General features: G+C 43.5%; 21 protein-coding genes and 2 pseudogenes. 11 read left to right on the top strand and 12 right to left on the bottom strand.

The window, feature by feature from the left end; all coding sequences use genetic code 11:
- Nucleotides 1-42: 42 nt before the first annotated feature.
- The 4 genes from myaer_RS20470 (at nucleotide 43) to myaer_RS20455 (ending at nucleotide 4547) form a co-directional block, all read left to right on the top strand.
- Nucleotides 43-492 (top strand): YlqD family protein, encoded by a 450-nt coding sequence (locus myaer_RS20470; RefSeq protein ID WP_046663452.1) that lies wholly within the window; start codon nucleotides 43-45, stop codon nucleotides 490-492.
- A 247-nt stretch (nucleotides 493-739) separates the two neighbouring features.
- Nucleotides 740-2104, top strand: coding sequence for a DUF3370 domain-containing protein (locus myaer_RS20465; RefSeq protein ID WP_046663451.1), 1365 nt, complete (start codon nucleotides 740-742; stop codon nucleotides 2102-2104).
- 84 nt (nucleotides 2105-2188) lie between these two features.
- Complete coding sequence (locus myaer_RS20460) at nucleotides 2189-3115, top strand: hypothetical protein (protein WP_046663447.1); 927 nt, start codon at nucleotides 2189-2191, stop codon at nucleotides 3113-3115.
- The gene (locus myaer_RS20455) at nucleotides 3099-4547 is read left to right on the top strand and encodes a family 10 glycosylhydrolase (protein WP_046663446.1); all 1449 of its coding nucleotides are present in this window, start codon (nucleotides 3099-3101) and stop codon (nucleotides 4545-4547) included. Before myaer_RS20460 ends, myaer_RS20455 begins: the two co-directional genes overlap by 17 nt.
- Before the next feature lie 6 nt (nucleotides 4548-4553).
- On the opposite strand, the gene myaer_RS20450 is transcribed toward myaer_RS20455, so the two are convergent.
- The 5 genes from myaer_RS20450 to myaer_RS20430 all read right to left on the bottom strand — a co-directional run bounded on the left by myaer_RS20450 (nucleotide 4554) and on the right by myaer_RS20430 (nucleotide 11073).
- On the bottom strand, nucleotides 4554-6776 hold the full coding sequence (locus myaer_RS20450; protein WP_046663445.1) for a GumC family protein: 2223 nt from the start codon (nucleotides 6774-6776) through the stop codon (nucleotides 4554-4556).
- A gap of 117 nt (nucleotides 6777-6893) precedes the next feature.
- Nucleotides 6894-8108 carry a polysaccharide biosynthesis/export family protein gene (locus myaer_RS20445; protein WP_046663444.1) on the bottom strand — a complete coding sequence of 405 codons (1215 nt, stop codon included), beginning with the start codon at nucleotides 8106-8108 and terminating at the stop codon, nucleotides 6894-6896.
- A gap of 143 nt (nucleotides 8109-8251) precedes the next feature.
- The gene (locus tag myaer_RS20440; protein ID WP_046663443.1) at nucleotides 8252-8998 is read right to left on the bottom strand and encodes a cyanoexosortase B system-associated protein; all 747 of its coding nucleotides are present in this window, start codon (nucleotides 8996-8998) and stop codon (nucleotides 8252-8254) included.
- Nucleotides 8991-9896, bottom strand: coding sequence for a cyanoexosortase B (gene crtB, locus myaer_RS20435; protein WP_046663442.1), 906 nt, complete (start codon nucleotides 9894-9896; stop codon nucleotides 8991-8993). The genes myaer_RS20440 and crtB overlap by 8 nt, the downstream gene beginning before the upstream one ends.
- A gap of 37 nt (nucleotides 9897-9933) precedes the next feature.
- Nucleotides 9934-11073, bottom strand: coding sequence for a DegT/DnrJ/EryC1/StrS family aminotransferase (locus myaer_RS20430; protein WP_046663441.1), 1140 nt, complete (start codon nucleotides 11071-11073; stop codon nucleotides 9934-9936).
- A 183-nt stretch (nucleotides 11074-11256) separates the two neighbouring features.
- Here myaer_RS20430 and myaer_RS20425 point away from each other — a divergent pair, with 183 nt between their 5' ends.
- Nucleotides 11257-11871 carry a molybdenum cofactor guanylyltransferase gene (locus myaer_RS20425; RefSeq protein WP_046663440.1) on the top strand — a complete coding sequence of 205 codons (615 nt, stop codon included), beginning with the start codon at nucleotides 11257-11259 and terminating at the stop codon, nucleotides 11869-11871.
- Here the strand turns inward: myaer_RS20425 and myaer_RS20420 are convergent.
- Entirely contained in the window at nucleotides 11824-13089 is a 1266-nt protein-coding gene (locus myaer_RS20420) for a DnaJ domain-containing protein (protein ID WP_046663439.1), read from the bottom strand. The genes myaer_RS20425 and myaer_RS20420 overlap by 48 nt on opposite strands.
- A 105-nt stretch (nucleotides 13090-13194) precedes the next feature.
- Between myaer_RS20420 and myaer_RS20415 the strand changes: the two genes are divergently transcribed.
- Nucleotides 13195-13746, top strand: coding sequence for a transcriptional repressor (locus myaer_RS20415; RefSeq protein WP_012266514.1), 552 nt, complete (start codon nucleotides 13195-13197; stop codon nucleotides 13744-13746).
- A 4-nt stretch (nucleotides 13747-13750) separates the two neighbouring features.
- Here myaer_RS20415 and myaer_RS20410 read toward each other — a convergent pair whose 3' ends face one another.
- Together myaer_RS20410 and myaer_RS20400 are read right to left on the bottom strand one after the other, a co-directional pair.
- Nucleotides 13751-14173 carry a SufE family protein gene (locus myaer_RS20410; RefSeq protein ID WP_046663438.1) on the bottom strand — a complete coding sequence of 141 codons (423 nt, stop codon included), beginning with the start codon at nucleotides 14171-14173 and terminating at the stop codon, nucleotides 13751-13753.
- 180 nt (nucleotides 14174-14353) lie between these two features.
- Nucleotides 14354-15592 (bottom strand): annotated as a pseudogene (locus myaer_RS20400) (RNA-guided endonuclease InsQ/TnpB family protein).
- Between the two features lie 91 nt (nucleotides 15593-15683).
- On the opposite strand from myaer_RS20400, the gene myaer_RS20395 reads away from it, so the two are divergent.
- Both myaer_RS20395 and myaer_RS20390 read left to right on the top strand, forming a co-directional pair.
- On the top strand, nucleotides 15684-16394 hold the full coding sequence (locus myaer_RS20395) for a DUF3782 domain-containing protein (protein WP_046663873.1): 711 nt from the start codon (nucleotides 15684-15686) through the stop codon (nucleotides 16392-16394).
- A 23-nt stretch (nucleotides 16395-16417) separates the two neighbouring features.
- The gene (locus tag myaer_RS20390; protein WP_046663436.1) at nucleotides 16418-17209 is read left to right on the top strand and encodes a Uma2 family endonuclease; all 792 of its coding nucleotides are present in this window, start codon (nucleotides 16418-16420) and stop codon (nucleotides 17207-17209) included.
- 29 nt (nucleotides 17210-17238) lie between these two features.
- On the opposite strand, the gene myaer_RS20385 is transcribed toward myaer_RS20390, so the two are convergent.
- The gene (locus myaer_RS20385; protein WP_002761217.1) at nucleotides 17239-17466 is read right to left on the bottom strand and encodes a DNA-directed RNA polymerase subunit omega; all 228 of its coding nucleotides are present in this window, start codon (nucleotides 17464-17466) and stop codon (nucleotides 17239-17241) included.
- Between the two features lie 226 nt (nucleotides 17467-17692).
- Between myaer_RS20385 and myaer_RS20380 the strand changes: the two are divergent.
- The 3 genes and pseudogenes from myaer_RS20380 to myaer_RS20365 all read left to right on the top strand — a co-directional run.
- A pseudogene (locus myaer_RS20380) lies at nucleotides 17693-17935 on the top strand (photosystem II q(b) protein); the annotation flags it as partial.
- Nucleotides 17936-18306: 371 nt separating this feature from the next.
- Entirely contained in the window at nucleotides 18307-19752 is a 1446-nt protein-coding gene (locus myaer_RS20370) for an Ig-like domain-containing protein (RefSeq protein WP_046663435.1), read from the top strand.
- Nucleotides 19753-19808: 56 nt separating this feature from the next.
- Entirely contained in the window at nucleotides 19809-22046 is a 2238-nt protein-coding gene (locus myaer_RS20365) for an FUSC family protein (protein ID WP_046663433.1), read from the top strand.
- Between the two features lie 29 nt (nucleotides 22047-22075).
- Here myaer_RS20365 and myaer_RS20360 read toward each other — a convergent pair whose 3' ends face one another.
- The 3 genes from myaer_RS20360 to leuD all read right to left on the bottom strand — a co-directional run bounded on the left by myaer_RS20360 (nucleotide 22076) and on the right by leuD (nucleotide 25089).
- Nucleotides 22076-24148: an AAA family ATPase gene (locus tag myaer_RS20360; RefSeq protein ID WP_046663431.1), complete on the bottom strand. Its 2073-nt coding sequence runs from the start codon at nucleotides 24146-24148 to the stop codon at nucleotides 22076-22078.
- A 72-nt stretch (nucleotides 24149-24220) separates the two neighbouring features.
- Nucleotides 24221-24397: a hypothetical protein gene (locus myaer_RS21800; RefSeq protein WP_004160190.1), complete on the bottom strand. Its 177-nt coding sequence runs from the start codon at nucleotides 24395-24397 to the stop codon at nucleotides 24221-24223.
- Nucleotides 24398-24498: 101 nt separating this feature from the next.
- On the bottom strand, nucleotides 24499-25089 hold the full coding sequence (leuD, locus tag myaer_RS20355) for a 3-isopropylmalate dehydratase small subunit (RefSeq protein WP_002792549.1): 591 nt from the start codon (nucleotides 25087-25089) through the stop codon (nucleotides 24499-24501).
- Between the last annotated feature and the right edge of the window lie 44 nt (nucleotides 25090-25133).

Genomic DNA, 25133 nt, shown 5'->3' with positions numbered 1-25133 from the left:
CCTAACCCCTTGACAAAAAAACCTTTTTAGGATAAGCAAATCATGGATGACGCACAAACCAGTTTATTACTTAAGCGCCCAGTGACAATTAAAGTCATCGTGACTCCGCGCTGGAAAGAAGAAGCACAACAGCAATTACAAGCACAAATGGCTCAAATTGACGCACAAATTCAACAATTAGAAAGCCAAGGACAAAGAGCGATCGCCGAAATTCAGCGTCAGAGTCTGATCCCCTTACCCCCCGCGGCTGCCCAACAGATTGACAATATTCAAATTCAAGTCAATCAACAGAAAAGTGAGTTTCTCGAACAAAAAAACCAGTATCTGCAACAACTGCAACAGGTACAACTCTTGGAACTCAATCAAGAAGTCGCCCAAGCACAATTAGAAAGCTTTTTCCGCGTCGAAAAAGGCGATAACTTAGTAGCAAAAATGAATGTAGAACTCGTCCTTAGAGATGGCATAGTCGAAGAAATTCGCGGCGAAATTTAAAGCTAGGGTGAGCAGTTATGGGTCATTCTCAACTTAACCGTTAACATCGGCAATAGCAAGGGGTATTCTCCCTTGCTCACCCAGAAAACCGCCCCTAGCTCACATCACCCCTGACATGGCTTGCTCAAACCTGAAAAATATATTAAGATTCTTTATCGATCGCACGGACACACTCGCTTATATTGTTGTATAACTTCATCTCTCCATCGACTCACCCTTAATTAGATCCTATAAATATAGAATCTCTATGCTTTCTTTCTTACCCACTATTCTTTTAGCTCAGTCCGCCTCGGTCTTGCCCCAGATAGAGAGGAAATTAGTCACCCAATATCAAGAAGTGCGTCAGTTGCCCGGTCAACTGAATGATGTGCTGGTTTTTAATAGCAATAGTCCCGAAGTCGTAGAAAAAGAGGGAATTCTCCTCTCCACTTTCCCCGGCAAAGGAAAACGTTATCCCGTAGCCCATCTCAATCATCCCCTACAAGGACGTTTTGACGTTTTCACCCACCACATCGCCCGTCAAACCGATCCCGATCGCGACTTACACCAGGGCCTGATCGTTACTAATCCCACCTCCAGAAACCTCGTTATCCGCATCCTGCAAGGAGTCAGTTACGTCACCTCCGCTGATGCCCCTTTTGTCGATTTACCCTCTCTGGTGGAAGATCCCAACGGCCGGGTTTTTTCTGGTCCCGGTTCCCGTTTAGCCAGCGATATCATGCGTCGTCGCCATGATACCCAATTTCCCACCCAGATCGTCATTCCCCCCGGCCAAAGTCGGATGCTCTTCGATCTGGTTATCCCCAGAAGTAGCGCCCGCTCGACCCTCCTACGTCTCTACAGCGATGGACCGGTCTATATGGCCAATTTAGCCCTCTACGAAGTTCCCCAAAAAGTCAAAATCGAAGATCGGGAAATAGAAACCTTTCGTCCCCCTACCCTAGAAGAATGGCGTACCCTATTAGTTAAAGGTGATTTAGCCGCCCCTCGCGATTTTCCCCCCACTCCCCCCGATCAATGGTCCCCCGGAAGAAGAAATTTTTATGGTCGCGTCGCCGGAATTTCTGTCGGTTCGGAATGGGCAACCCGCATTGTCGATCCTAAAGGGGGAATTAATCTCACCATTCCTCAACCCGGTCAAGCTTTTGCCTATCCTTTAAGTACGGTGACGGCAGCTACTTTCGGAACCAGACAAATCCAAAGCGCCCCCATGTTAGTGCGTTATCCCGATACGGCTTTCAAAGCTCACGGTAACTACGGTGTTCACTACTATCTGACTTTACCTCTATATAACAACACTAGCAAAACCCAGGTGGTGGCTTTGAGTATTCAAACCCCAATTAAAGAAGAAAATTATCTCGATCGCTTGTTATTTGTTGAACCCGTCCAGGGACCGGTATTTTTCCGGGGGGCCGTGCGCGTTACCTATCGTAACGCCCTGGGACGCACCGAGGAACGTTTTTTCCATCTCGTTCAACGGGAAGGACAACAGGGAGAAGCTTTAGTACAGGTGGAACTTCCCCCCGGAGCCAGACGCGACATTAATCTCGATTTTCTCTATCCCCCCGATGCCACACCCCCCCAAGTTTTGAGCGTTAAAACCTTGGAATAGATAGTTTTTCTCGGAAAGTTCACGGCTGATTGTCGGGAGGAATAAGTAAGATACACTGAAATTAATCTCTCTGTGAATCGGCCGATGAATATTAGCAAAACTTGCTTTATTTTCTGCTTATTATCTCAATTCTTGGGCAATGCAGCCGCGAGTTTAGCCGTGACTAAACTCGATTTTGATGCCAGTCAAACCCTCACAAATCAAGTGGTTAGATCGGGGAAAATTAAGGTACAAGTTAGCTATCAACCCATCGAACTAAACGAGAGAGTTGATGATAATTCTGATATTAATAATGTTTCTTATCAAATCTTTTATAACGAGCAAATTTATCAGCAAAATAGTGGTTATAGTGCCTTTGGATCTGGCTATGTTGAATTAAGAGATTTAGATAATAATGGCATCGATGAGATTATCGTCTCTACCTATAGCGGCGGCGCTCACTGCTGCACATCTTTGGTAATTTATACTTGGCAAAAAGATAAATTTATTAGAGAAGAAACGGGGTTTTTAGATGGTAGTGGAGGTTCCTTTGAAGATTTAGATGGAGATAATAATTACGAATTTGTCACCGTTGATAATGCTTTTTTGTATGCTTTTAGTTCCTACGCCGCCTCTTTTCCTCCCTCCAGAATTTATACTTTTCAACAGGGTAAATTAGCAGATGTCACCAGAAAATATCCTCAAAAATTAATAAAAACTTTAGCTGAAATGTTGAAAGCCTTGCAGTTAGCTAAAAAAGAAAAGGCCGAAGTTAATGGCATTTTGGCCGGTTATGTAGCCCAAAAAATTCTACTAGGAGAATACGAAGAAGCTTGGCAATTTCTCCTCGCTAATTACGATAAAAACTCCGATTGGGGTCTCGATATCCATGGCGAAAGTACGGCGATCGGCAAATATCCAGACTTTCCCACTGCCCTGAGCGCTTTTCTCCTGAAAAATGGCTATTTATCTGAAAATGCCAACAATAAAAAAATAGCAAACGCTGTGAACAACTATGTTAAAAAAAATTAATTGTCTGCGATCTCTATCCTGTTTCCTCGCTACAATCCTCTGGAGTAGTCATCTAGGGATTAACTCTAGCCTCGCTGTCAATGATAATTGTCAACTGTCCGAATCAGAAATCAAACAACAAGAAAATCTGCGTCAAACTTCCCCCCAAGAATATAACATTTTAGTACAGAAATATGCTGAACAATTGCGCTTTTGTCGTTCCCGACATTGGTTACAGGAACAGGCGATCTGGTTACGTCTCTACTCCTGTGATACCCGTCCAGGCTCGATCGAAAGTATCCTCGATCGCATCGTGGCCAAAGGTTATAATACAGTTTATCTGGAAGTTTTTGCCGATGGTCAAGTCCTATTACCTCCTAACAATAATCCCACCGTTTGGGATAGCGTCATTAAAAATCCCAGTGCCGGAAATGTCGATTTATTAGCACAGGCGATCAAACAGGGACATAAACGCGGTTTAAAGGTTTATGCTTGGTTATTTAGCCTCAATTTTGGCTATGCTTATAGTTTAAAACCCGATCGACAGGAGGTGTTAGCACGCAATGGTAAAGGACAAGATAGCACCTCTTTTGTCGATGATCAATCCCAAACTTTTGTCGATCCCTACAGTAATCAAGCGCGACAGGATTATTTAATTCTCCTAGAAGCCATTTTACAACGTCGTCCCGATGGAGTTTTATTCGATTATATTCGCTATCCGAGGGGAACAGGAGTCGATTCCGTTGCCGATGATGTCAAAGATTTATGGATTTTTAGTCCCGCATCCCGACAAGCTTTCATTAATCGAGCATTGAATAATAAGGGCAAATTTTTAATCGATCGCTATCTGACTCGTGGGCAAATTTCCCCCGATGATATCGTCGAAGCCGACCTCCTTTATCCCCAAGAAACCGCCCCTCTTTGGCAAGGAAGAATACCTTTAGAGGAGGAGATGAAACAATCAGTTAAAACCCGTTTTGATCGCCTCAAATTAGAACTTTGGTTCCTAGCGGTTGCCCATGCTGCCCAGGGTGTCATTGATTATATTAGTTATTTTTCCGCCCTAGTGGAACGTCAGGGAATTCCCGCTGGGGCAGTGTTTTTTCCTGATGGGAATCGTCTTGTGGGTAATCAAGGTTTTGATTCTCGTTTACAAGCTTGGGATAGTTTTCCCGCTTCCCTAGAATGGCATCCCATGTCCTACGCTAATTGTAACGATACCACCTGTGTAGTTAATCAGATCAAAAGAGTAGTGGCAAGCAGGGGAAATCAAAATCGTCTTATCCCAGCTTTAGCGGGTTTATGGGGACAACCCTATAACAATCGTCCCTCCTTAGAAGTGCAAATGGAAGCGATTCGGATCGCTTTTCCCACAATAGATGGTATCAGTCATTTTGCTTTTTCTTGGCAAGAACCACAATTCGATCGAGCCAGAAGATTTTGTCAAATCTAACCCCATTTACACCTCCACTTTCACTTCCTCCACCTCTGTTTGTCCCTGTGTTGAGGGAACTATCAAAGCTGGCAGTTCTGGTTCGGCGGTGTTGAGAGTCATTGTAATATCGACGTAGTTAATCACCGCCCCTAAAATTTTCACCTCCGCTTCTGCTAACTGATCAGTTGCTTCACTCAAGAGACTAGAACGAGTGATCGCCTGGCGCGTTACCAGAATAATCCCATCCGCTAGTTCTTCTAAGAGCAGTGCATCATTACAGCTAGACAGAGAAGGAGTATCGACAATCACCAGATCGAAACGGCCGCGAGAATCTTTGAGAATTAATTGTAATTCGCTCGATTCAATGATAGCTGCCGCTTGTTTTTGCGGACCGGGACTAGGCAAAATGGAAAGGTTTTCAATATTTGGGGCCAGACGGACCGATTTACTTTTTGCCCCGTAGTAAAGTAGGGGTTCTCGGAAAGAATTAGGATCGGGAATGACTCCGATTTTTTCAGCTTTGGAAAGACTTCTCAGATCTCCTTCTACTAACAGAGTCCGTCGCCCCGCTAAAGCCGCAGCGATGGCCAGATTATAGGCAGTGGCGGTTTTCCCCTCTCCGCCAGTAATGCTGGTGACAACAACCACTTTCACCGTTTCGCCGCCGCCAACAAGTCGCAGGGTACTGCGTAAACGTTCGTAGTAGGGGAGATAATTGGCATTAGCATCGGCGAGAATCGGATCGATTTCATCGCCCTCTAAATTGCGGACAATGGGCAACTGTCCCAAGAGGAGGATATCTCGACTAACCAAAGCTTCCCGCAATTCTTGGGGACTGTGCAGGCGATCGTCGATCACTGCTAACAGCAGGATTGTACCCAATCCTGCTAAGGTTCCCAAACCAGCACCCGCCAAGAGAATCAAGAGACGATTCTTGCGGTTAAACACCTGTTCGATCGGTTCAGCAACTGGCGGTTGGGCGACGGTGAGACTACCCACGGTTTCCGCTTCTGCGGCCTGAGCATCTACCAGAGAATTGAGAATATTCTCGTAGATACCCCGTTGAAAGGCGACGGCTTGGGTTAAACGAGCTTGCTGTAGCTGTTTATCGGGGAATTTCTCGTATTGGGAGCGTAATTGCTTTTCCTGAATCACTAAGGATTCTAATTGTTTCATTAAACCCTGACGCTGGGTTTGCAGGGTGACTAATTGAGCCGCTAGTTGTTGACGGGTGGCATCGAGATTACTTTGCTGACGGATGCGACTGCTGGGAAGAGCGGTAAGAACGCCATCTTTTCCGATCACCTCGGCGGCTCTTTTTTGTAAGAGAGATTCGTTAACCTGCTGTTCTTTGCGTAATTTAACTACGGTGGGATGTTCGGGACGTAAATCCTTCTCTAGTCGCTCCAATTGGGCTTCCGTGCCCAAGATCTGCGCTCGGATACTGGCAATAATCGGGTCGGCACTAAGGGCTGAGGAGGTGTAGGCTTGATCGGGGGTTAAATCGAGTTGTTCACTTAGACTATCAATTTGTCCTTGAATGCCTTGCAGTTCTAGGCGAATTTCTCGCTGTTGCTGTTGACTACTGGTGATGGCGGTGAATAAACTCCCATCTTGAATGGCCAGTAAATCCGAACCCTGGGTACTAATGTAGCGATAAAACTTTTCTTCGGCTCTGGTTAAATCTTTTTGGACTTCGTTAAGCCGGACACCAAGAGCTTCTATGCGGGCGCGTAACTGGGAAGTATTAAGCCAGCGACTGTATTCCACCATTTCCTTCATCAAGGTTTCGAGAATTAACTCCGCCTTGGCCCGGGAATCGGCCGTTAACTCTAAAAGTATCTCTTGGGGTTGGTCGGTTGTTGTCGGCCGATTGTTATTATTGTTTTGTGCCTCCCCTTCACCAGGGAAGGTAATTTTTAAATCTTGATCGCGAATTTTAACGATCTGTTCTTGATTAAATTGCAATTTTTTGGCTGTATTGACCAATACCCGGGGAGATAGCAGTAAATCGCGATCGATAGCCCGCCCTTGTTCTTGCAGTTGGCTTCCCGTACTGGTAAAAGCCGGCGGCGGCACCCGATAGGCCAATTGTCCCACCGCCCGATAAAAGGTGGGGGGTTTCTCTGGATCGGGGAGGAGAGCAAAGATCGCAGAACCGCCTAAACAGACGAGGAAGACGAATATTCCGACAAATTTGTTCTGATCTAGCGAGATGAGAAATCGTTTAACAATTGGTACAGCCATAGCTTTTTAATATATCCCCAGATTTTTTACATTCTAGCGGTCAAGAGTTATTCTCGGCCTTGAAATCCTAGCTGATGAAGTTGTGTTAAGGAGTGAGGGGAGCCGGTTGCTCGTCAATTATCGGGAGCCATCGAATTGATTGCTCAGGTTGAGAATTGTATTGGTAAAACTGGAAATATCCCGGATAGGTTGGGTAATAATATTAAAAGCGGCGAAAATTTTCCCTAATAGGGTGCGGGTGACAATAATTACGTCTTGATCTTCTAGGGGAACATTTTGGGAGATATCTCCCCTAACTGCCGCTATCGGACTCAAAGTTTGACTAACAATTCCCCCTTTAGCACTGTCAAAACGGAGCAGAGACACTTCATTGACATTAATCCGCAGGCGATCGGAAACCGGTAAACTGGCCACCACATCGAGGAAGGTACTGCCATTAGGAATCGAAACATTTCTCAGGGCAATTCCCGAAGGAATTGAGGGAGCTAAAACCCTGATGGTGATATTCTGCTGGGCGAGGGTGGTTCTAGCCACTAGTGTGCGATTATATCCCGTTTCTTGGCCCACTTCTAACTTGGAAACAATCACGGCATCACCCCCTTGCAGACGCAGATCTGGCAAGCGTTCGCCTTTAATTAAGGGAGTATAAAGGTCAAGTTTCTCCTCTAATACTGTACCATCGACTAAAACTCGACGGACAAGGATCGAACGCAGATCGGCTCTGGGAGTGCCACCACCCGCCGCCAAAATTACCTGTGCTAGGGAAGTATTGGAAGCAACACTATAAAACCCCGGTCGCTGTACCTCTCCCAGAATGGTCAACTGGACGGGACGGGCAGTGGTTAAAACAGCAATGACTTCCGGTTCCTCCCGCAAGTATTTTCGCCCCAATTCGAGGCGGATCTTAGTTTGCACTTCGTCTAAAGTCAAGCCCAGCACCGGAATACGCCCTAAAATCGGCACCAGAAAATTACCATCCGGATCCACAGGACCTGCGGAATTAAATTCGGGAAAATCGGGAACCGAGACACTGATTTGATCGCCGATATCGAGTCGATAGGCCTGAATTTGTCGGGATTGGCGATTATTGGGAGAGTAAACCGGTGGACTGTAGCCAGTGGGGGGAATCGTGTTTTCAGGAAAGGTGGGATTAGGCGGTTCGGGGGGCAAAAATTCCAACCAGGCTCCCGGTTGAGTCTGGGGTATGGACAAAGGACCCTGGGCCTTGAGGCTCTCGGAGTGAATTACCCATAAGAACCCTGTCAGACTCAACCCTGATAAGGCTATAACCCCAGTTCTGAAGAAACTAACTGGCGAAAACTTGTTGAGCATTGGTGGAATCATACAGATCTATCAATTTTTGGGTTCTGACGATGATAATTTATTTTCTGGGATTTAAGGAACAAAGCAGCTATTAATGGCTACAAAAGTGCCTTGAGCTAGTTTTTTCAAAGAGATGGTTAGCGGCAGAAAAATTACTTTTCTTTTTTGATCCGAGGGAGAGAAGTTAATTGACTTAAGACATTTTGTTCTAAGTAACTTTGCACTTCCCCGGCGAGATTGAGAGCAAAGGGAGTGAGAGTTTGCAGTTCTTTCGTCGGGTCTAAGGGAATCACCAAGGAAACGGCTATCCAGGGTACTCTCTGTCTTTTTAATTGCGCCCATTGGTCAAGCCAATACCAAACAGAGGGATCGTAATGACCACCACCTAGCCAAGCATACCACTGCACCACGGCAAAGGTGTTTTGTGTCCAAGCCCGATAGAATCGAGCCGTCGCCTTTCCTCCCGACTGGCTGGGAATTGATAGCTCGATTGTTTCCCCCTGATTCCAACGACTAATCGAACTGATATCTGACCATTCTAATCCTGGTTGGTTTTTATAGTAGATCTGTGGCTTTAAAAGTACGGTGATTCTCTTGCCATCAGGACTTTCCACCACTTGTACCGACCATTTTCCCTCACCGATTTCTCCTTGCTGCTGGTTGATGGTTTTCAGGTCAGACAACTCAATTCCCGATGCTTGTAGGAGCCGCATTTTCTGAATATTACCGATTCTCGGTTGCTCCAGCCAAGACCAATGGCCAGAAATTAAATTGGGCAAGATACCGCCTAAAATCAACAGCAGCAGCAAACCCAACAGCAGTAAATAATTACCCGGGAGCTTTTTTTTGACTTTATCTAACACCAAAGTTACCTCGTCCGGAGTTTTTTGACTAATCATCTTGGTTACGTTCCTCTTGGGCCAGGGACTGTTTCCTGACCGCCTCGCGATACTGGATGATTTGGAAGACCAAGAGGATGAGTAATAACATAAAGACCGAGTACAAATCACCCCCCCAGCTATCGTGGAGTAATTTAAAGTTTTCCTCTTGTCCTGTGCCGTGAAACCAAGCTAAAACCGCGTTACGAATAATATTAGCCCCGACACTAATTCCAAAGGCACTGAGGAGCATAAAGCGCGTTTTACGACCGTTTTCGATGGTATCTGTCCAATGGAGCAGCAGCAGCGTGACGTAAAGACTGGTGAATAACATTTTTAGTCCCGCACAGTAGGGAGCGACTTCCACCATCCGACCTTCTACCGCTACATAGATACCGTCAACGGAGACATCTAAGCCTGCTTGCTGGAGAATAAAACCAGCGCAAGCGGCAATAAAAATCTGTAGGGGTAGGGTATAGGGAGTAATCAGGTAGGGGATAGGATTAGGAGTCGCTAAAGCTGTTAAAAGTAGGGGAAATCCCTGTAATTTAAAACCTTCCGTTCCTTTTAACCAGAGACAGATCCCCGCTAAAATAATCGGGAAAGACATACTAACCCAAACAGAGGAACCGAGGAGATAAAAAATCGCCCCTAGGGTTAACAAAAACGCTCCGAGGGGATGGGAGCGATCTTCGAGGCGTTGCCATTTTTTGCGATTCTGCCAGACAATATAGGCGGCGTAGGGAAGGCCAATCAAGCCGTGGCTAAAGTACTCATGTTCGATGCCGATCGATTTATTCAGCCAACCATCGTACCAATGAAAGATCACTGGACCATAGATAACCGCCAAGAAAGCGATAATCAGCCAAGATAGCTGATTTTTGCGGGAGACGGGAGATAGAGAAGGACTAATACCCATAGGACAGAGCGATTTAGTGACAAATTCTGAATTTATGTTACCCGATGATCGCAGTGATCTGTTCAACCACGATTTCAATTTGCTTCTGGCTGATGCCGGGGTACATGGGGAGAGATAAAATTTCTTCACAGAGAATCTCTGAATTAGGAAAGTCTCCCTGTTGATAACCCAGGTAGCGATAGGCCGGTTGCAGATGACAAGGAATCGGATAATGAATGCCGGTTTGAATACCGACGGCAGTTAATTTTTCTTGTAGTTGTTGGCGATCAACGGGACAATGGGGGAGAATGCGAATAACGTAGAGATGATAGACATGACCGGTTTCGGTTTCGTCTCGTATGGGTAAAATGCCCTGATCGGTTAAAGGGGCCAACAACTGATCATATTGTCTTGCCGCTCGATGACGGGAGCGATTCCAACTTTCCAGATGGGGTAATTTAATGTTTAAAATGGCGGCTTGTATGCTATCTAAACGGCTATTAGTGCCGATATCGGTGTGGAAATACTTGCTCGGTGCGCCATAATTTCTTAAACTGCGGGCTTTTTGGCTAATTTCGGGATCATTGCTCACCAACATTCCGCCATTGCCAAAAGCACCTAAATTTTTACTGGGATAAAAACTAAACCCCGCCGCCACACCGACACTGCCGGCGCGATAACCTTCTCTACTGGCTAAATGGGCCTGGGCTGCATCTTCAAAGATAATCAGATTATAGCTGCGGGCAAAATCCTGTAATTGTTGGGGTGATACCATCTGTCCGTACAGGTGTACGGGTAGAATGGCGCGGGTTTTGGGGGTAATTTTTTGGGCGGCCGCCGCAAGGTCAATTAGGGCCGTATCGAGGTGACAATCAACTAAAACCGGTTTGGCTCCCGCTTGTATAACACCCATGAGGGTAGCAACAAAGGTATTAGCGGGGACTAGCACTTCATCCCCGGCACCGATGCCGTAAGCTTGTAAAGCGAGGGCAAGAGCGGCAGTGCCGGAAGCTACTCCCACAGCATACTCGACTCCGCAAGCTTGGGCGAAGGCGGTTTCAAATTCGGCTAAAGCTTGGCCTAAAACAAAATCTCCCCGGTCGATAACTGTTTGGATTGCCTCGGTAATTTTTGCCTGTAGGGGCTGATTTTGCCAAGTTAAATCCACAAAGGGAACTTTGATTAAATTGGAATTCATCTAGTGCTTGTTTATGAAGATATTTATTAATTATCAAGAGACTAGCATGGATTTGAGCAAGTTGGCTAGATTAGTAGGCTCTCTTGTCCTTTATCTGATAGATAGATAGTCTTCACTTGTCGAGTCTGTCTTTTTCTTTGTGTTCTTTGTGCCTCTGTGGTTTATCCTTTAGAACTGGTTATTATGAGTGATTTTACCGCTTTAACGGCATTAATTCTGGCTGGTGGTCAAAGTTCCCGGATGGGACGAGATAAGGCTTTATTATCTTTTCAGGGTCTCTCTTTTCTAGAGAATACTTGTTTAATTGCCCAAGATTGTGCAGTACAAGTGTCTGTGATTACGCCTTGGCCGGAACGTTATGAACTTATCATTCCCCAATACTGCCAAATAATCAAGGAACCTCTGCCCACTAGGGGGCCTTTATTGGCCTTTGCCTTGGGATTAACTTTTGTATCAACCGATTGGGTTTTATTACTCGCTTGCGATTTACCTTTACTAACGCCCCCAATTATTCAAGCATGGTCAAGATTATTAGCCACTGTACCAGAAAATGCCATGGCTTTGGTTCCCCGGTACGGTGAGCGTTGGGAACCTCTCTGTGGTTTATATCATCGTCGTTGTTTGGAATCTTTGCAGACTTATATTAAGCAAGGGGGAACTTCTTTTCAAAAATGGTTAAATGTCTCTGTGGTGGAGGAATTAATTATCGATAATTCCGAGATTTTATTTAACTGTAATACCCCAGAAGATTTAGAGATAATAATAAACTCCCCAGATATTAACCGTAAGAAAACCTAGCACAAAAGGGAGTAAAAGTACAGAGATCGGCCAAGGAATGTTGGATAAATGGCGATAACCATAGTAGAGCAGTCCGGTTAGATAACCGCCCGTTACACCGATAATTGCGCCGACAATATCGCCATTTATGGATAAATAGGAAGTGAGCAAAATGACGAGGGAAAAGGGCAAAATTATCAAGCCACCTAAAAATATATCGCCGGTGAGACTACCATATTTATTACTTAATTTTCTGCCCAACCAACTAGATAAAGTCAGAATAATAAAAGGAAATACTGCCCAGCCTAATAACAGCAAAAAATCAGATTTAACTGTCCAGTTTTGCCAAGTAAAAGCCATGAAAAAACTGCTGATGATTGCTGCCAATACACCCGTAGCTAAAGCCTGATTACGGTTAAGCTTTAAAAAAGCCTCTGCTAGACCCGTCTTGGGTTTGAGCAAAGATGAAAAAGAGATTTTCAGCAAATTAAAAACAATAAAAAGAGTTTTTGACCACTCGATAGATTGCGGTTGTCGATAACTTTTATGAGGGTCTCTTAATTTATTTGCAATGGCATGATAGCGGCGAAAATTTCCCTGTTGCCTAAATTTATTGGCCGCTATTTGGAAATCTTTTCGTGCTGCCGGCAGTTCCGAGAGTTCCTCTAGAGCCAATCCTCTTTGATAATAAAATTGGGGGTTATCTGGGTCAATGGCGATTGCTTTTCTATAAGCTTCTAGGGAGGATTGGGTGTAACCGAGTCGTTGACGGGATAAACCGAGGTAATAGTAAGCTTGGGAACAATCGGGTTTTAACTGCAAAACTTGGCGACAATCGCTTAAAACTTGCCGATCCTGCTGATTATGGTAGTAAACTTCCGCCCGTTGCAGATAGGCCTGCCAAAATTGCGGATTAATTGCGATCGCTTGCTGGTAAAATGCGATCGCTAGTTGATAATTTTTCTCTTGAGCGTAGCGCCATCCCTGTTGATAAAAATCCTCGGCACTGGGGTTAAAAGTGGGTATTTCCGGGGATAAACTGCGATCATACTCTTTTCTTTTCTCTTTATCGCTCAAAACCCGATAAGCTTGTTCAATTTCCCGAAATTTTGTCAGTGCCTCCGGATCATTGGGATTATAATCGGGGTGATATTGCCGGGCCAGACGACGAAAAGCGGCTTTTATTTGATTATTACTGGCATTACGGGGAATTTGGAGGATTTCATAGTAATTTTTCATACTTGAATGGGGGGAGAATTTTCAACTACTTAAAATTGTTGCCAATGGCTCGCCGAAACGACTATCATTGTCAATTAAATAGCTTTTATTGAGAGTTGATCGCTTATGTCTGCCTACACTGCTTCCTCCCTGAAAGCGGAACTCAACGCGCGGGGGTGGCGCTTAACTCCCCAGCGAGAGAAAATTCTGCACGTTTTCCAGAATTTACCGAAAGGCAATCATCTCAGTGCTGAGGAATTGCAGGAATTACTGGACAAAAGGGGGGAAGGAATTAGTTTATCGACAATTTACCGCAGTGTTAAACTAATGTCGCGGATGGGGATTTTGCGGGAGTTGGAATTGGCCGAAGGTCATAAACACTACGAACTCAATCAACCCTATCCCCACCACCATCATCATTTGGTCTGTATTCAGTGCAATAAAACCATCGAATTTAACAATGATTCTATTCTCAAACACAGTCTCAAACAGTGTGAGAAAGAGGGTTTTCAGTTAATTGACTGTCAGTTAACGGTGATGGCCATCTGTCCGGAAGCTTTGCGGATGGGTTGGCCGTCGGGAATACCGAGTAATTGGGGTTGCACCCGTTCACTGGTGGATACTCGTTTCCAAAACTGCGAGATTCCCGAATCAAAGGAACCGGAATTGGAAAACTAGACATCTAAGCGGACATTCCCAACTGAAAACCGAGAGCTTTTTTCTGCATTAATTGGAAAATATTATAAAATCCGTTGGCGCGGGAAGGGGTAAGACTGACTTTTAAACCGGTTTCTTCGATAAAATCCGGGGTGACTTGCAGGATTTCCGTGGGAGTCAGTCCATTTAACCCCTCGATTAACAAAGCAACTAAACCCTTGACTAATTGCGCGTCGGAATCCCCTTTGTACCAAACCTGGCCATTTTCGAGGTCGGCAGTGATATAAACTTGGGATACACAGCCATGAACTTTATTAGCAGGTATTTTGGCAGATTCTGGTATTGGTTCTAGTTTTTTAGCAAAAGCTAGTAATTGTTCGTATTTTTGCTTAGGATCGGTACGACGTTTGAGGCGTTCGACGATGCGATCGAGATTAGACGGGAGCATATTGCGAGTTAAAATAGGAAAAAATTAGCCAATAGCTTTTTTATATTAGCATTCTTGCGGAAGTTGCGCGCTGTGGTTATCGCTGCCAGGACTGCCTTGGTCAGAGCGCCTCGAGGCTATCTGCTAGAATTGGCATCATTGACATCCTCGCCTCCGTAAACGGACGGCGATTCCCAAACCTCACGATTTGGGCTTCGGCCGTGAGCTCAGCGTTCGACTGAGCTCACGCCGAAGTCCGAACGGTTTCTGCTTCTTTTCCGAAGGATTTTTCGCACCTGCCTTAACAGATTTACTCTGTTCTGGTCATCAGGTCGCTCTACAGACTGACACCGCAAGCCCTGCGGCCAAAATGTTTTTACTGGCGTTAATATCTCGGTCATGGTGAGTCCCACAGTCTGGACAATCCCACTCTCGAATATTTAACGGCATTTTCTCAGCAATATACCCGCAATTACTACACCTTTTAGAGCTAGGAAACCATCTATCTATTTCGATGTAATTTCTGCCGTACCAACGGCATTTATAGGCTAATTGTCGGGTTATTTCTCCCCAGCTTACATCAGATATTGCCTGAGATAATTTCGGGTTTTTGACCATATTCTTGACGGCTAAATTCTCAACCACAATCGTTTGGTTTTCACGAACTAATTGAGTCGTTAGCTTATGTAAATGGTCTTTTCTGTTATCAGTAATTTGGGCGTGAATCCTGGCTACTTTGATTTTTGCCTTTTCCCGATTTTTTGAGCCTTTCTGTTTTCTAGAAAGGCTTTTTTGTGCCTTTTGCAGTCTCCGATAATGCTTTTTAAAATGCTTGTGATTAGATACTTTATCGCCATTGCTGGTAATCACAAGGCTACTAATTCCTAAGTCAATTCCAATGGCTTTATCTGTTACTGGTAATGGCTTAATTGTTGGGTCATCAAATCTAATTGAGATATGCCAACGTCCAGAAGGATGTAATCTGACTGTTACTGTGCTTGGTTCACAGCTTTCTGGGATTTGTCTTGACCATCGAATAGGTAAAGGTTCTGTGCATTTAGCTAAATAGATTTGTCTGTCTTTAAATTTAAAAGCAGATTTGGTAAATTCGGCACTTGCTCCTTGATGTTTTTTCTTAAAGTTAGGATACTTAGTACGACCAGCAAAGAAATTAGTAAAAGCTGTTTGTAAATGTCTTAACCCTTGTTGTAAGGGTAAACAGCTTACTTCATTGAGAAAGTTTAATTCTTCTTGTTTTTTCCACTCGGTTAGCATTGAAGAAGTTTCAGCATATCCTAATCTTTCTTGTCTTTCATGCCAAGCTTGTGTTCTGAGATGGAGAGCTTTATTGTAAACCAATCTTACACAGCCCAAAGTGCGCCGCAATAGCGACTCTTGTTCGGGTGTTGGGTAAAATCGGTAAGAATAGGCTTTTTCCATGTCTCATATTTTAGCATATATTTCGTAAACGATGCTCATATTTAACAGCAAAGCCAACCTAAAACGGCGGGGTTTCAGACCCAAATTTTCGATGAGTGAACCGGTAACTCTTGAGGATATTTACCAGCTATTCCGCGCTTCCGCCGAGGAATATGATCGCCGGGCTGAGGAATATGATCGCCGGGCTGCCCAATCCAAGGCGGAATATGATCGCCGGGCTGCCCAATCCAAGGCGGAATATGATCGCCTGGTTGCCGAATCCAAGGCGGAATATGATCGCCATAGAGTCGAAATAGAGAACCTCCTCGCCGAATCTAAACTAGAAAGCGATCGCTCGATGGCAGAACTGAAACGGACGGTTGAACGAACCAGCAAAGCGGTAGATAGTCTCACCACTCGCTGGGGTCGATTTGTGGAAGAATTAGTAGAACCGGGGGTTTTACGGCTTTTTCAGGAAAAAGGCATCGATATTAAAGAAGTTTATCCCCGCGCTAGAGTCAAGCGTCAGGGCATCGCCATGGAAATTGATATTCTAGCGGTAGATGATACCGATCTCGTGGTGGTGGAATGTAAATCTAGATTATCTAAAGATGATGTGGATGAATTTATTGAAAAATTGACTCGTTTTAAAATCGCTTTTCCCCATTATCAAAACTATCAAGCTTACGGTGCGGTGGCGGGAATTGAAGTCAACGAGGGGATCGATCGATACGCTTATAAAAAAGGTCTATTTGTGATTAAACCCTCCGGGGATACGGTGGTCATTATTAATGATGCCGACTTTCAACCGAATACTTGGTAATTTCCCTAGTCAAAACAATCGCTATGGTTAACCTTTCCTACAATAAAAATCGCCTTCTTCCCAGTGCCGAAGAATTACCCTGTTCTGACGAAACAGCCGTGGATAACCAGTTACAGAACGATATTCCCAATCTATTACTCAGTTTACTAGCATTTATTTGGGCGGAGCGGGATGATTGGTATTTTGGTGTCGATATGGGAGTTTATTACAATCCCGACGAACCGGCAATCATACCGGATGGATTTTTAGCCATTGGAGTCAAACACGATACCGGAGAAAGGGGAAGATTAAGCTATGTTCTCTGGGAAGAAGCTTATATTATGCCGATATTGGCCCTGGAAGTGATTTCCGAGAAATATAACGGGGAATATGAGGGAAAGTTAGCGGATTATCAAACCCTAGGCGTTCTCTACTATGCAATTTATAATCCCTTGAGCGGTAGAAGGGGAAGGTTTAAAAATAGAGAGAGATTAGAGGTTTATAAGCTGATAGCGGGGAAATACGAGCTTTTAGAGCCTGAAAATAATCGGGTATGGTTGCCAGAAATCGGGTTAGCCTTGGGATATGAGCAGGGAGAACATATCGCTTGGGTGCGAGAATGGCTGTATTGGTATGATCGATCGGGAAATCGCTATTTAACGGCAGAGGAAAGGGCGAGGGCAGCAGCGGCAATGGCCGAGCAAGCAAGTTTGATCGCCCAGCAAGAACGTTTGAATGCCCAGCAAGAAAGTTTAGCCAAACAGGAAGCGGAACAAAAAGCCCAACGACTAGCGGAAAGACTAAGAGCGCTGGGGATCAATCCGGATGAAGTTTAGGGGTGGGGTTCCTCGGCAATTTTAGGGGATTAATCGCGTAATAATTCCGGTTCGGTTAATTCGTCGGTCATTTCCATCAGGGCCCGTTGGACGGGTTTAATCATCGGGTCATCGATATTTTCTACGGTATCGTAGCGGACGCGTTTGGCCCGTCTAGCGACTTGCACGACGATCGAGTAACGATTGCTGGCCGCATTCATCAGTTTATCGGTGAGATAAATCATCTCGGAGGAGTCGAATTTAAACCGTTTGGACATAGTTATATTTAGCCTTCTCTGGTGAATTTGGCACTTGTCACTGATTTTAGTGATAAGTTTTATTACTCAGTCCACCTTACCATATTTTGTCCACCTTAAGGATAGGGTTATCCTTGATCTCGATCGGATTTTGTCAACTATTTTTTACAAAACTTAAATCAATTTTATACAAGTTTAAAAATATACAAATAAAGAGATAATTTTTGAAATAAATAAACCCAAAAAAGGTATCTCAACCATGGCTTTTAACCTCAACGGTTTCAACTTTAACCAGTCGATTATCGATTCCCAGGGACGTGCGGTCGCAACGCGCTCGCTACGCGAGACCGCAACTTAGGCGGATGTGATCAACCACGCTAACATTGGTTTTGAAGTAATGCACGAACGCAACGATCATAACTTCCCCCTCGATTTAGCTTCCGGTGATGCTATCCCCATGGCCTTGACGGCAGCGGCGATCAATGGTTAAAAATAAACAGATGCTGGATCCCCATCCAACATCCGCGTTCTAACTCTGCACACATTTTGCTAAGTCCTCATGATAAGTTAAAAAACGCTTCCTTTTTGGGGGCGTTTTTATTTATTCGATTGAAAAAACCGATGACAATCATTACTAAAGCTGATAAGAAAGTGGGAAGTGGGGAAGTGGGGAAGTGGGGAAGTGGGGTGTGGGGTGTGGGGTGTGGGGTGTGGGGTGTGGGGAGAATAAAGCTGCCTTTTGCCTTTTGCCTTTTGCCTTTTGCCTTTTGCCTTTTGCCTTTTGCCTTTTGCCTTTTGCCTTTTGCCTTTTGCCTTTTGCCTTTTGCATTTTGACTCCTGATAACTGATAACTGATAACTGATGAAAAGATTAGCTTGGTTCGATCGCTTAGTGTTAGCGACTATTTTGGCTTTAATTGCGGCGATATCGTCGATTTTGATCCAGGGAAATCAAGTTCCTACGCGAGGGGAGAATTTTAGCTGGCAAGGGCGAAAAATCGGCGTTAGGGACAATTATTTTACTTTAAGTTTTAATCGACCGATTGACCGTTCGGACGTGGAAACCAGCTTGGTGATCGATCCTCCCTTGCCGGGTAAAATTAGCTGGTCTGGCGATCGCTTAACCTATACCTTGACAGAATTGCCAATCTACGGCAAGAAATATCAAGTAAAGTTACCCATTGCCAAAGGTGAGGATTTTATCGGCGAATTTTACAGCCACGATCGAGCTTTTGCCTACATTGGAGTCAACCAAGAGGAAAGAGGCCGTTTAATCGTCTGTAATATCATTCAGGGGGCAAATAACGTCACAGAACTGAAAAAAACCATCCTTACCCCTGGGGATTTGGTGGTCACGGATTTTCAAATCTATCCGACGGGGGAGAGAATTTTACTTTCGGCCTTTGATCGCTCTGACTTAGGACGAGATACCCCGAAACAGCAACTTTACACAATTACCACGGGTTTAAATCATGACGAAAATGGTCAAAATTTGCCCAGTGGTCGTATAGAAAGGTTTTTAGATGCGAAAACCTATCAAAATCTGCGCTTTAATCTCTCAGATAACGGCAAAACCCTAATCGTGCAGAGAATCAATCACGGTAATCCGGGGGATGCCAGTTTATGGGTAATCAGGGATGATGGACAATCGCGACCGTTAGGAATACAAGGGGATAATTTTTTACTATCTCCCGACGGTAAAAAAGCGGTTGTCAGTCAAACGGGAGGGGTGGCGGTGATTCCTTTGGATGTCCAGGCGGGAAAACCGCAATTTTTGCCCACCTACGAGAAAATACTCGCTTTTTCCCGGGATGGTCGCCAAAAACTCATGGTGAAATCAGAACCGGATAATCAGCGATCGCTATTTCTGCTCAACGATCAGGGAGAGTCAAGACTACTATTAAGAACAGCTAATCCGATTATTAGCTGTGAATTTGAACCGCGACAAGAAAAAACCCTTTACTGTCTGAAAAGCGATCTGGTTATGGGCAGCGATGGCAAAGTGAAAGAAGAACCTTTTTTAGGGATTATTGAGCTAGAAACGGGTAAAATGATACCCCTGCTGGCTTTACCTAATTATCGTGACGTGCAGATGAGTATGTCTCCCGATGGCGTGGCTTTATTATTTGATCAGTTAGCAACCATACCCTTTGGAGTCGGAAATGATTTAGTCACTGGGGAGGGGTCAAGCATTGCCGATGGTCGTCTCTGGTTATTACCACTTCCTGATCAATTCAGTCCCAATAGCACCCCGAAAATTTTACCTCAAGAACTCAACGCCGGTTTTAAACCCCGTTGGCTGCCGTAAAATTATTGATCGGTAGCTATGTTATCAGGTTCCAGAGTTAAGTTTTCAGTGAATTTATGCTACTTCAGCGATTTGCTTTTTTATTGCGTCCTAGTGGCGATATTGAGATCGAGCGGGGGATTCGGACTTTATTAGCGATCGCAGTACCGATTATTGTCGGTGATATTTTAAATCAGTCAAAATTGGGGTTAATGGTCGGTTTAGCGGCTCAAATCTTGATTTTAGCCGATGCAGGGGGACTTTACTGCCTGAGAGCGAAAACCCTGGTCGCTACGACTATCGGGATGGCTCTAGCTTTGATTATCGGTACATTAGCCAGTGCTTGGCTAGGATTGACCGTAGTGATAGTTTTTTGTGGGTTGTTTCTAGCGGGTTATTTGACGGTTTACGGGGAAAATGGGGCGTTAGCTGGGGTAGTAATCAGTTTATTGCTGCTTTTTGCTGTTTCTTTGCCATCGGGGGATATTATCGTCGCTTTACAACGGGCCGGAATCGTTGTGTTGGGGGGGGGATGGACAATTTTTTTGGCCCTGTTTATCTGGCCTTTTCGTCCTAATCAGCCTTTACGTCAGGTAACGGCGGAAAATTTTCATGGTATCGCCACCTATCTCCGCTCTTTGCCTTTACACTCTCGTTCTAATGCTAATGAGGAGCCATCTTTTAACAAAATCCGGCAACTGTTGCTCCGTTCTAGGAAAACTGTCACCTTAACGCGTCGGGGACGTTGGGGAAAGAGTGAGCTGCGGGAATTGTTAATCGTCTTGATCGAAGATAGCGATCGCATTAATACCAGCTTAATCGCGCTGCGAGAATTGCTTCATCTTCATCCCTTGCCACAACTGACCACGGTGGCTATTTTATTAGAAGATATTCTCGTGCAAGTGGCGGAAATTAGCGAAGATATTGCCTGGTTAATTTTGGGGAGAAATAAACGACCGGATTGTGAGCGTTTGCAGCTATTACTCAAGGCGATCGAGCAACAAAAAAACCTGCAAGCCAAAGTTTTAGAAAATGCCCAGGATGATTATAGCAGTTATGTGGCAATTTCGCAATTAAATAATCGTTTAAAAAAATTATCTAAACAGCTAAAAATAGCCAGTGAAACAGCGCAACATTTGCGGCAAAGCGAGGACTTTTCCGATAAAAAAAATCCCTGGCAGCGGAACTTTGAAGGGATAGAACAAGAGTACAGTCAAGAAAAAGCTTGGTGGGAACCCTTAAAATCTAATTTTAATCTAGAATCGCCCCTATTTCGCCATGGTTTACGCTTGGGTTTGGGAAGTGCCCTAGGAGTGTTGATCTACAATAAGCTAGGAATTACCCATAGTTTTTGGATTGGTTTAACCTTAGTTATTGTGTTAAAACCAGATTTTAGCCTGACTTTTCAACGCTTTTTTAATCGGGTGTTTGGCACGATTTTAGGCTCGTTTTTTGTTTTGGCACTGTTGCCAATTATCGATAATCCGATCTGGTTAGAAATTATTGGTGTAATTTCTATAGCGATCGCTTTAGCTTTGGTGCGATTTCACTATAGTTTGGCCGTATTTTTTATCACAATTTTTGCTTTAATCATCAGTCGTCTGGATGCCAGCAATGACGGCATTAATTTAGAGTATATCAGAATAGTTTACACTTTAATCGGTAGTGCTTTAGCCTTTGTACTTTCCTTCGGTTTTTTAAGGTTTAATGAAGATGAACGTTTTTCCCTCGCTGCCATTAAAGCATTAGAAGCTAATCAAGTATTTTTTCAGTCAGTTATGGCAGTTTATTTAGGAGAATCATCCTATCAAACTGCAATTTTATCTTCCCATCGCAATAAAGCTCGACGAGCAAATACAACTATGCAAACGGCCTTACAACGATTAATTGACGATCCTAGCACACCCTTTCCACAAATGGAACCGGCAATCACTTTAAGTAATTATATTCCTCGTTTTGGTCGCGGGGTGACAGTTTTATTGACGGAATTGGAACAATATCGCGGTAGTCCTCCCCATCCTAATCTAAGTCTGTTCACGCAACAAATAACCCAAGCTTTGACGCAATTAACCGAAGCTTTGCAAACAAATAATCCTCCTCTTCCCTTACCTCCCCTCGAAGATACTTTAGAAGAAGTCCTCGATCATTTGCAAGAATTGCGAGAGGAAAGATTAGTAGAAATTGCCCATCAAAAAGAAGGAACTAATCTCCATAAATATTTAGGAGATTATAATATTGTCACCACGGAACTTGTGGAATTATCCCGTCGTGTTGGGACAATGAATACAGCAATTGATCGTTTTATTAGGAGTTAAAATTTAGTTATAACAACAGAATTTAGTAGTCAGGAGGAAAATCGATTAACTTCGATAATTTCCGTATATTCAAAATTATTAGGACTGCGTTTCACCAGAGAATAATTAACACCATGAAGATTAATTAAATCCTCTTGACAATCTGCTTTCGGAGAATTATAAACTAACACATATTCTTTACCAATATAGGGAGAAATCTCGGTTTCTACTTCTCCTCTCCATTGAGTTTTTGTCACTAAAACAACTAACTGATTGGCTAATTTAGGAATAGCGATCGCAACTTGCCGACGATAGATATGATCAAGACTACCAAAAGGGGAATCCATCACCAGAGGAAAAGTGCTGCTATCAATTCCCATCAAAGTATTTTTCTGACTCCATTCTCGCACTCGATCGATAATTCCCCCGATAAAAGATAAACTAAGAATCTGATTTTCTCCGGTAGAAGCTGCCACGGGAATGGCAAATCCTGTGGTATTTTCTAATAATCTTACCTCGTAATCGGGACTAATACGGGGAATATAGGGAGTAAAAGAAATTGAGCTAAAGATTTCCTGTACCCGTTTTTCTAAGGACAAACGAAACTGATTTTCTAATCTCTGTCTTACCTCACTAATGCGATTAATTGCCTCTTGAGTCGCTAAAATACGTCGTTGTCCTAAATTATATTTTTCCTCTTTTTGTTGCTGTTTATGTACCTGTTTTTGCAGGGATTCTAACTCTTTTTCATAAATATCTAGTTGATTTTTATTGCTACCCTGTTCCAAGCGTAAATCTTTTAGAGAATCCTCGAACGCATCTAAACGAGATTGCAGATTTTTAATATCTTCATCGGGATAATGGCGAAATTTATCCCGCACTTCATCTAATTCTGATTCTACCAAAGATAATTCTAAGCGCCACTGGTGAATATTAGCTTGATAATTATCGACTTCTTGCCAAAAATCTAAGACCCGTTGATCCATTTCTTTGACTGTGGAAGATAAGCGAATGGCCGCTTCTTCCACATCGGCCATTCCTGCTTTATTCATCCAGTCTTGTACCTCTAAATAAGCTTGGCTATTTTCCTGTAATTCCTGGCCACAAATACATTTTTTCCGCTCTAATAATTGTTGGACAAATTGCTGTTTGATACCACTGGGTAATTCCCCTTGTTGTCGTAGGCGATCGATTAATTGCTGAAAATTTTGATTAATTCCTTTTAAAAAGACTTGATAAGCTTGCTGAGAAATTAATTTCTTTAACTTATCCTTAGTTCTGACTAAATCTTGCCGCAGATTTCTTTCCTGTTGTTCTAATTTTTCTTTTAACTGTTTTAATTCCTCGGCACCACTTAACTCTAGTAAGCGATTAGTCACGGCTTTTTTTAATTCTTCCTGCTGGGATAACTGGTTAATAATATCCTGCTGACGCTGTTTTAATTTCTCGAAATCCTGCTCAATTTTACTTTCCTGTTTCAATAACTTTTTTAAATCCGATTCCCCTAAATCTTTAAGATCCTCTTGTAAAGATTTTTTAGCTTTTTTTAAATGCTCGATCGCTCGATCTAATACTTTAACTCCCAATAATTCCTTTGTATCTTCGGCGATTTTACCTTGGCTACTACTACGAAATTGATGATCGATATATTCGCCATCAAAAAAGAAATAACGGTGTAAACTTTCGGGTAAAATTTGATTAATAATATCCTCTGGTGGTTGATTGGGTGTGTACCAATTACCATCATCACCAGCGTAGAGCATATATAAACTATTTGAACCGTATTTAATTTTACTATTTACATCTTGGTAGGCGAAAAATTTTCGTTTTACCTGATAGCGTTTATTTTCATGTTCAAAGTTTACTTCTGCCGAACATTCTATGGAAGTTCCCGTGGTTACTTCGGTAATTGCCCGTTTATTAACTAATAACTCTGGTTCGGCAAAAGCTGCTGTAAATTTTTCATACAGTACCCAAGTACAAGCATTTAAAATTGTTGTTTTTCCCGCCCCATTATTGCCATAAATTACCGTTGTATTGCGAGAACTCGCCGCTAAATGTATCTCAGGAGTCTTACCATAAAATTGTCGAAAATTACATAACTTTATTGATAGTAGTTTCATATTTATATAGAGGGGATGATGGGTAAGTTTTTTCAGTGAACAGTAAACAGTGAACCGATAACTGATAACTGATTATTGAATGACTTCTTTAATAATCGTTAAAACATCATCATTGATATTGCGAGGATTGCGCTGGTATAACTTATCTCTTTCCAATTTTAAAACTCGATCAATGATTTTTCGCACATCTTCGGGAGCGTTTAAAATCGGTTCTTGGATATTTTGGAGATTATTATCAGGATGAGTCATAGGGCAGATTTTTCAATATTTACAGCCGCTGCATTGCAAACAAAATCCTTGCCGGGGTACGTTAATCTATTACTAACGCACCCTCAGCCTAGATTGTTTCCCTAGACGAAACTTAAATAGGGTAACTTTTGGGCGGTAGATTGAATCAGATCGAGATTTTGTAAAAGCTGTCCGCAGGTATCCCAACCCCCTTCTATTAACATCTGTCGGGAACCTTCATTCATAGACACGGTAGCGACAAAATCCCCCCATTCCACTGTCATGGTTGTCAAAGAAAGATCGACGGGAATTTCGGGATTAGCTGTAATTAAATCCTGTAAATGGGTGATGGTTTTAGCCTCGGCAGTGACACAGGGAACCCCATTAGCGATACAATTGCCAAAAAATATTTCGGCGAAACTTTCCCCGATAATTGCTTGAATTCCCCAACGTAAAATCGCTTGCGGTGCGTGTTCCCGAGAAGAACCACAACCAAAATTACCATTGACTACCAAAATTTTCGCCCCTTGGTACTGGGGTAGATCGAAAGGATGACTCCCCTGTAAAGCGGCTCGATCATCGGCGAACACTTGTTCGCCTAAACCTTCAAAGGTGATACAACGCAAAAAACGAGCCGGAATAATGCGATCGGTGTCAATATCGTTGCCTCGCAAGGGTAAAGCTCGTCCGGAGATGGTTTTAACTTGACTCATGATCTTTTTCTAACTTTTACTAGCAGTGACAAAAAAAGTGGTTG

The organism is Microcystis aeruginosa NIES-2549 (assembly GCF_000981785.2).
In the GTDB taxonomy this organism is placed as follows: domain Bacteria; phylum Cyanobacteriota; class Cyanobacteriia; order Cyanobacteriales; family Microcystaceae; genus Microcystis; species Microcystis aeruginosa_C.
The sequence above is the reverse complement of the archived record's forward strand: the minus strand, read 5'-3'. Positions and strand labels throughout refer to the sequence as shown.

What these genes read in the sequence shown, in the direction of transcription:
- myaer_RS20410 (WP_046663438.1), bottom strand. Translation starts at nt 14,173, where the DNA reads ATGCTCCCGTCTAATCTCGATCGCATCGTCGAACGCCTCAAACGTCGT.
- myaer_RS20395 (WP_046663873.1), top strand. Translation starts at nt 15,684, where the DNA reads ATGAGTGAACCGGTAACTCTTGAGGATATTTACCAGCTATTCCGCGCT.
- myaer_RS20465 (WP_046663451.1), top strand. Translation starts at nt 740, where the DNA reads ATGCTTTCTTTCTTACCCACTATTCTTTTAGCTCAGTCCGCCTCGGTC.
- myaer_RS20460 (WP_046663447.1), top strand. Translation starts at nt 2,189, where the DNA reads ATGAATATTAGCAAAACTTGCTTTATTTTCTGCTTATTATCTCAATTC.
- myaer_RS20455 (WP_046663446.1), top strand. Translation starts at nt 3,099, where the DNA reads ATGTTAAAAAAAATTAATTGTCTGCGATCTCTATCCTGTTTCCTCGCT.
- myaer_RS20365 (WP_046663433.1), top strand. Translation starts at nt 19,809, where the DNA reads ATGCTACTTCAGCGATTTGCTTTTTTATTGCGTCCTAGTGGCGATATT.
- myaer_RS20385 (WP_002761217.1), bottom strand. Translation starts at nt 17,466, where the DNA reads ATGTCCAAACGGTTTAAATTCGACTCCTCCGAGATGATTTATCTCACC.
- leuD (WP_002792549.1), bottom strand. Translation starts at nt 25,089, where the DNA reads ATGAGTCAAGTTAAAACCATCTCCGGACGAGCTTTACCCTTGCGAGGC.
- myaer_RS20450 (WP_046663445.1), bottom strand. Translation starts at nt 6,776, where the DNA reads ATGGCTGTACCAATTGTTAAACGATTTCTCATCTCGCTAGATCAGAAC.
- myaer_RS20440 (WP_046663443.1), bottom strand. Translation starts at nt 8,998, where the DNA reads ATGATTAGTCAAAAAACTCCGGACGAGGTAACTTTGGTGTTAGATAAA.
- myaer_RS20420 (WP_046663439.1), bottom strand. Translation starts at nt 13,089, where the DNA reads ATGAAAAATTACTATGAAATCCTCCAAATTCCCCGTAATGCCAGTAAT.
- myaer_RS20390 (WP_046663436.1), top strand. Translation starts at nt 16,418, where the DNA reads ATGGTTAACCTTTCCTACAATAAAAATCGCCTTCTTCCCAGTGCCGAA.
- crtB (WP_046663442.1), bottom strand. Translation starts at nt 9,896, where the DNA reads ATGGGTATTAGTCCTTCTCTATCTCCCGTCTCCCGCAAAAATCAGCTA.
- myaer_RS20425 (WP_046663440.1), top strand. Translation starts at nt 11,257, where the DNA reads ATGAGTGATTTTACCGCTTTAACGGCATTAATTCTGGCTGGTGGTCAA.
- myaer_RS20370 (WP_046663435.1), top strand. Translation starts at nt 18,307, where the DNA reads ATGAAAAGATTAGCTTGGTTCGATCGCTTAGTGTTAGCGACTATTTTG.
- myaer_RS20360 (WP_046663431.1), bottom strand. Translation starts at nt 24,148, where the DNA reads ATGAAACTACTATCAATAAAGTTATGTAATTTTCGACAATTTTATGGT.
- myaer_RS20415 (WP_012266514.1), top strand. Translation starts at nt 13,195, where the DNA reads ATGTCTGCCTACACTGCTTCCTCCCTGAAAGCGGAACTCAACGCGCGG.
- myaer_RS21800 (WP_004160190.1), bottom strand. Translation starts at nt 24,397, where the DNA reads ATGACTCATCCTGATAATAATCTCCAAAATATCCAAGAACCGATTTTA.
- myaer_RS20430 (WP_046663441.1), bottom strand. Translation starts at nt 11,073, where the DNA reads ATGAATTCCAATTTAATCAAAGTTCCCTTTGTGGATTTAACTTGGCAA.
- myaer_RS20445 (WP_046663444.1), bottom strand. Translation starts at nt 8,108, where the DNA reads ATGCTCAACAAGTTTTCGCCAGTTAGTTTCTTCAGAACTGGGGTTATA.
- myaer_RS20470 (WP_046663452.1), top strand. Translation starts at nt 43, where the DNA reads ATGGATGACGCACAAACCAGTTTATTACTTAAGCGCCCAGTGACAATT.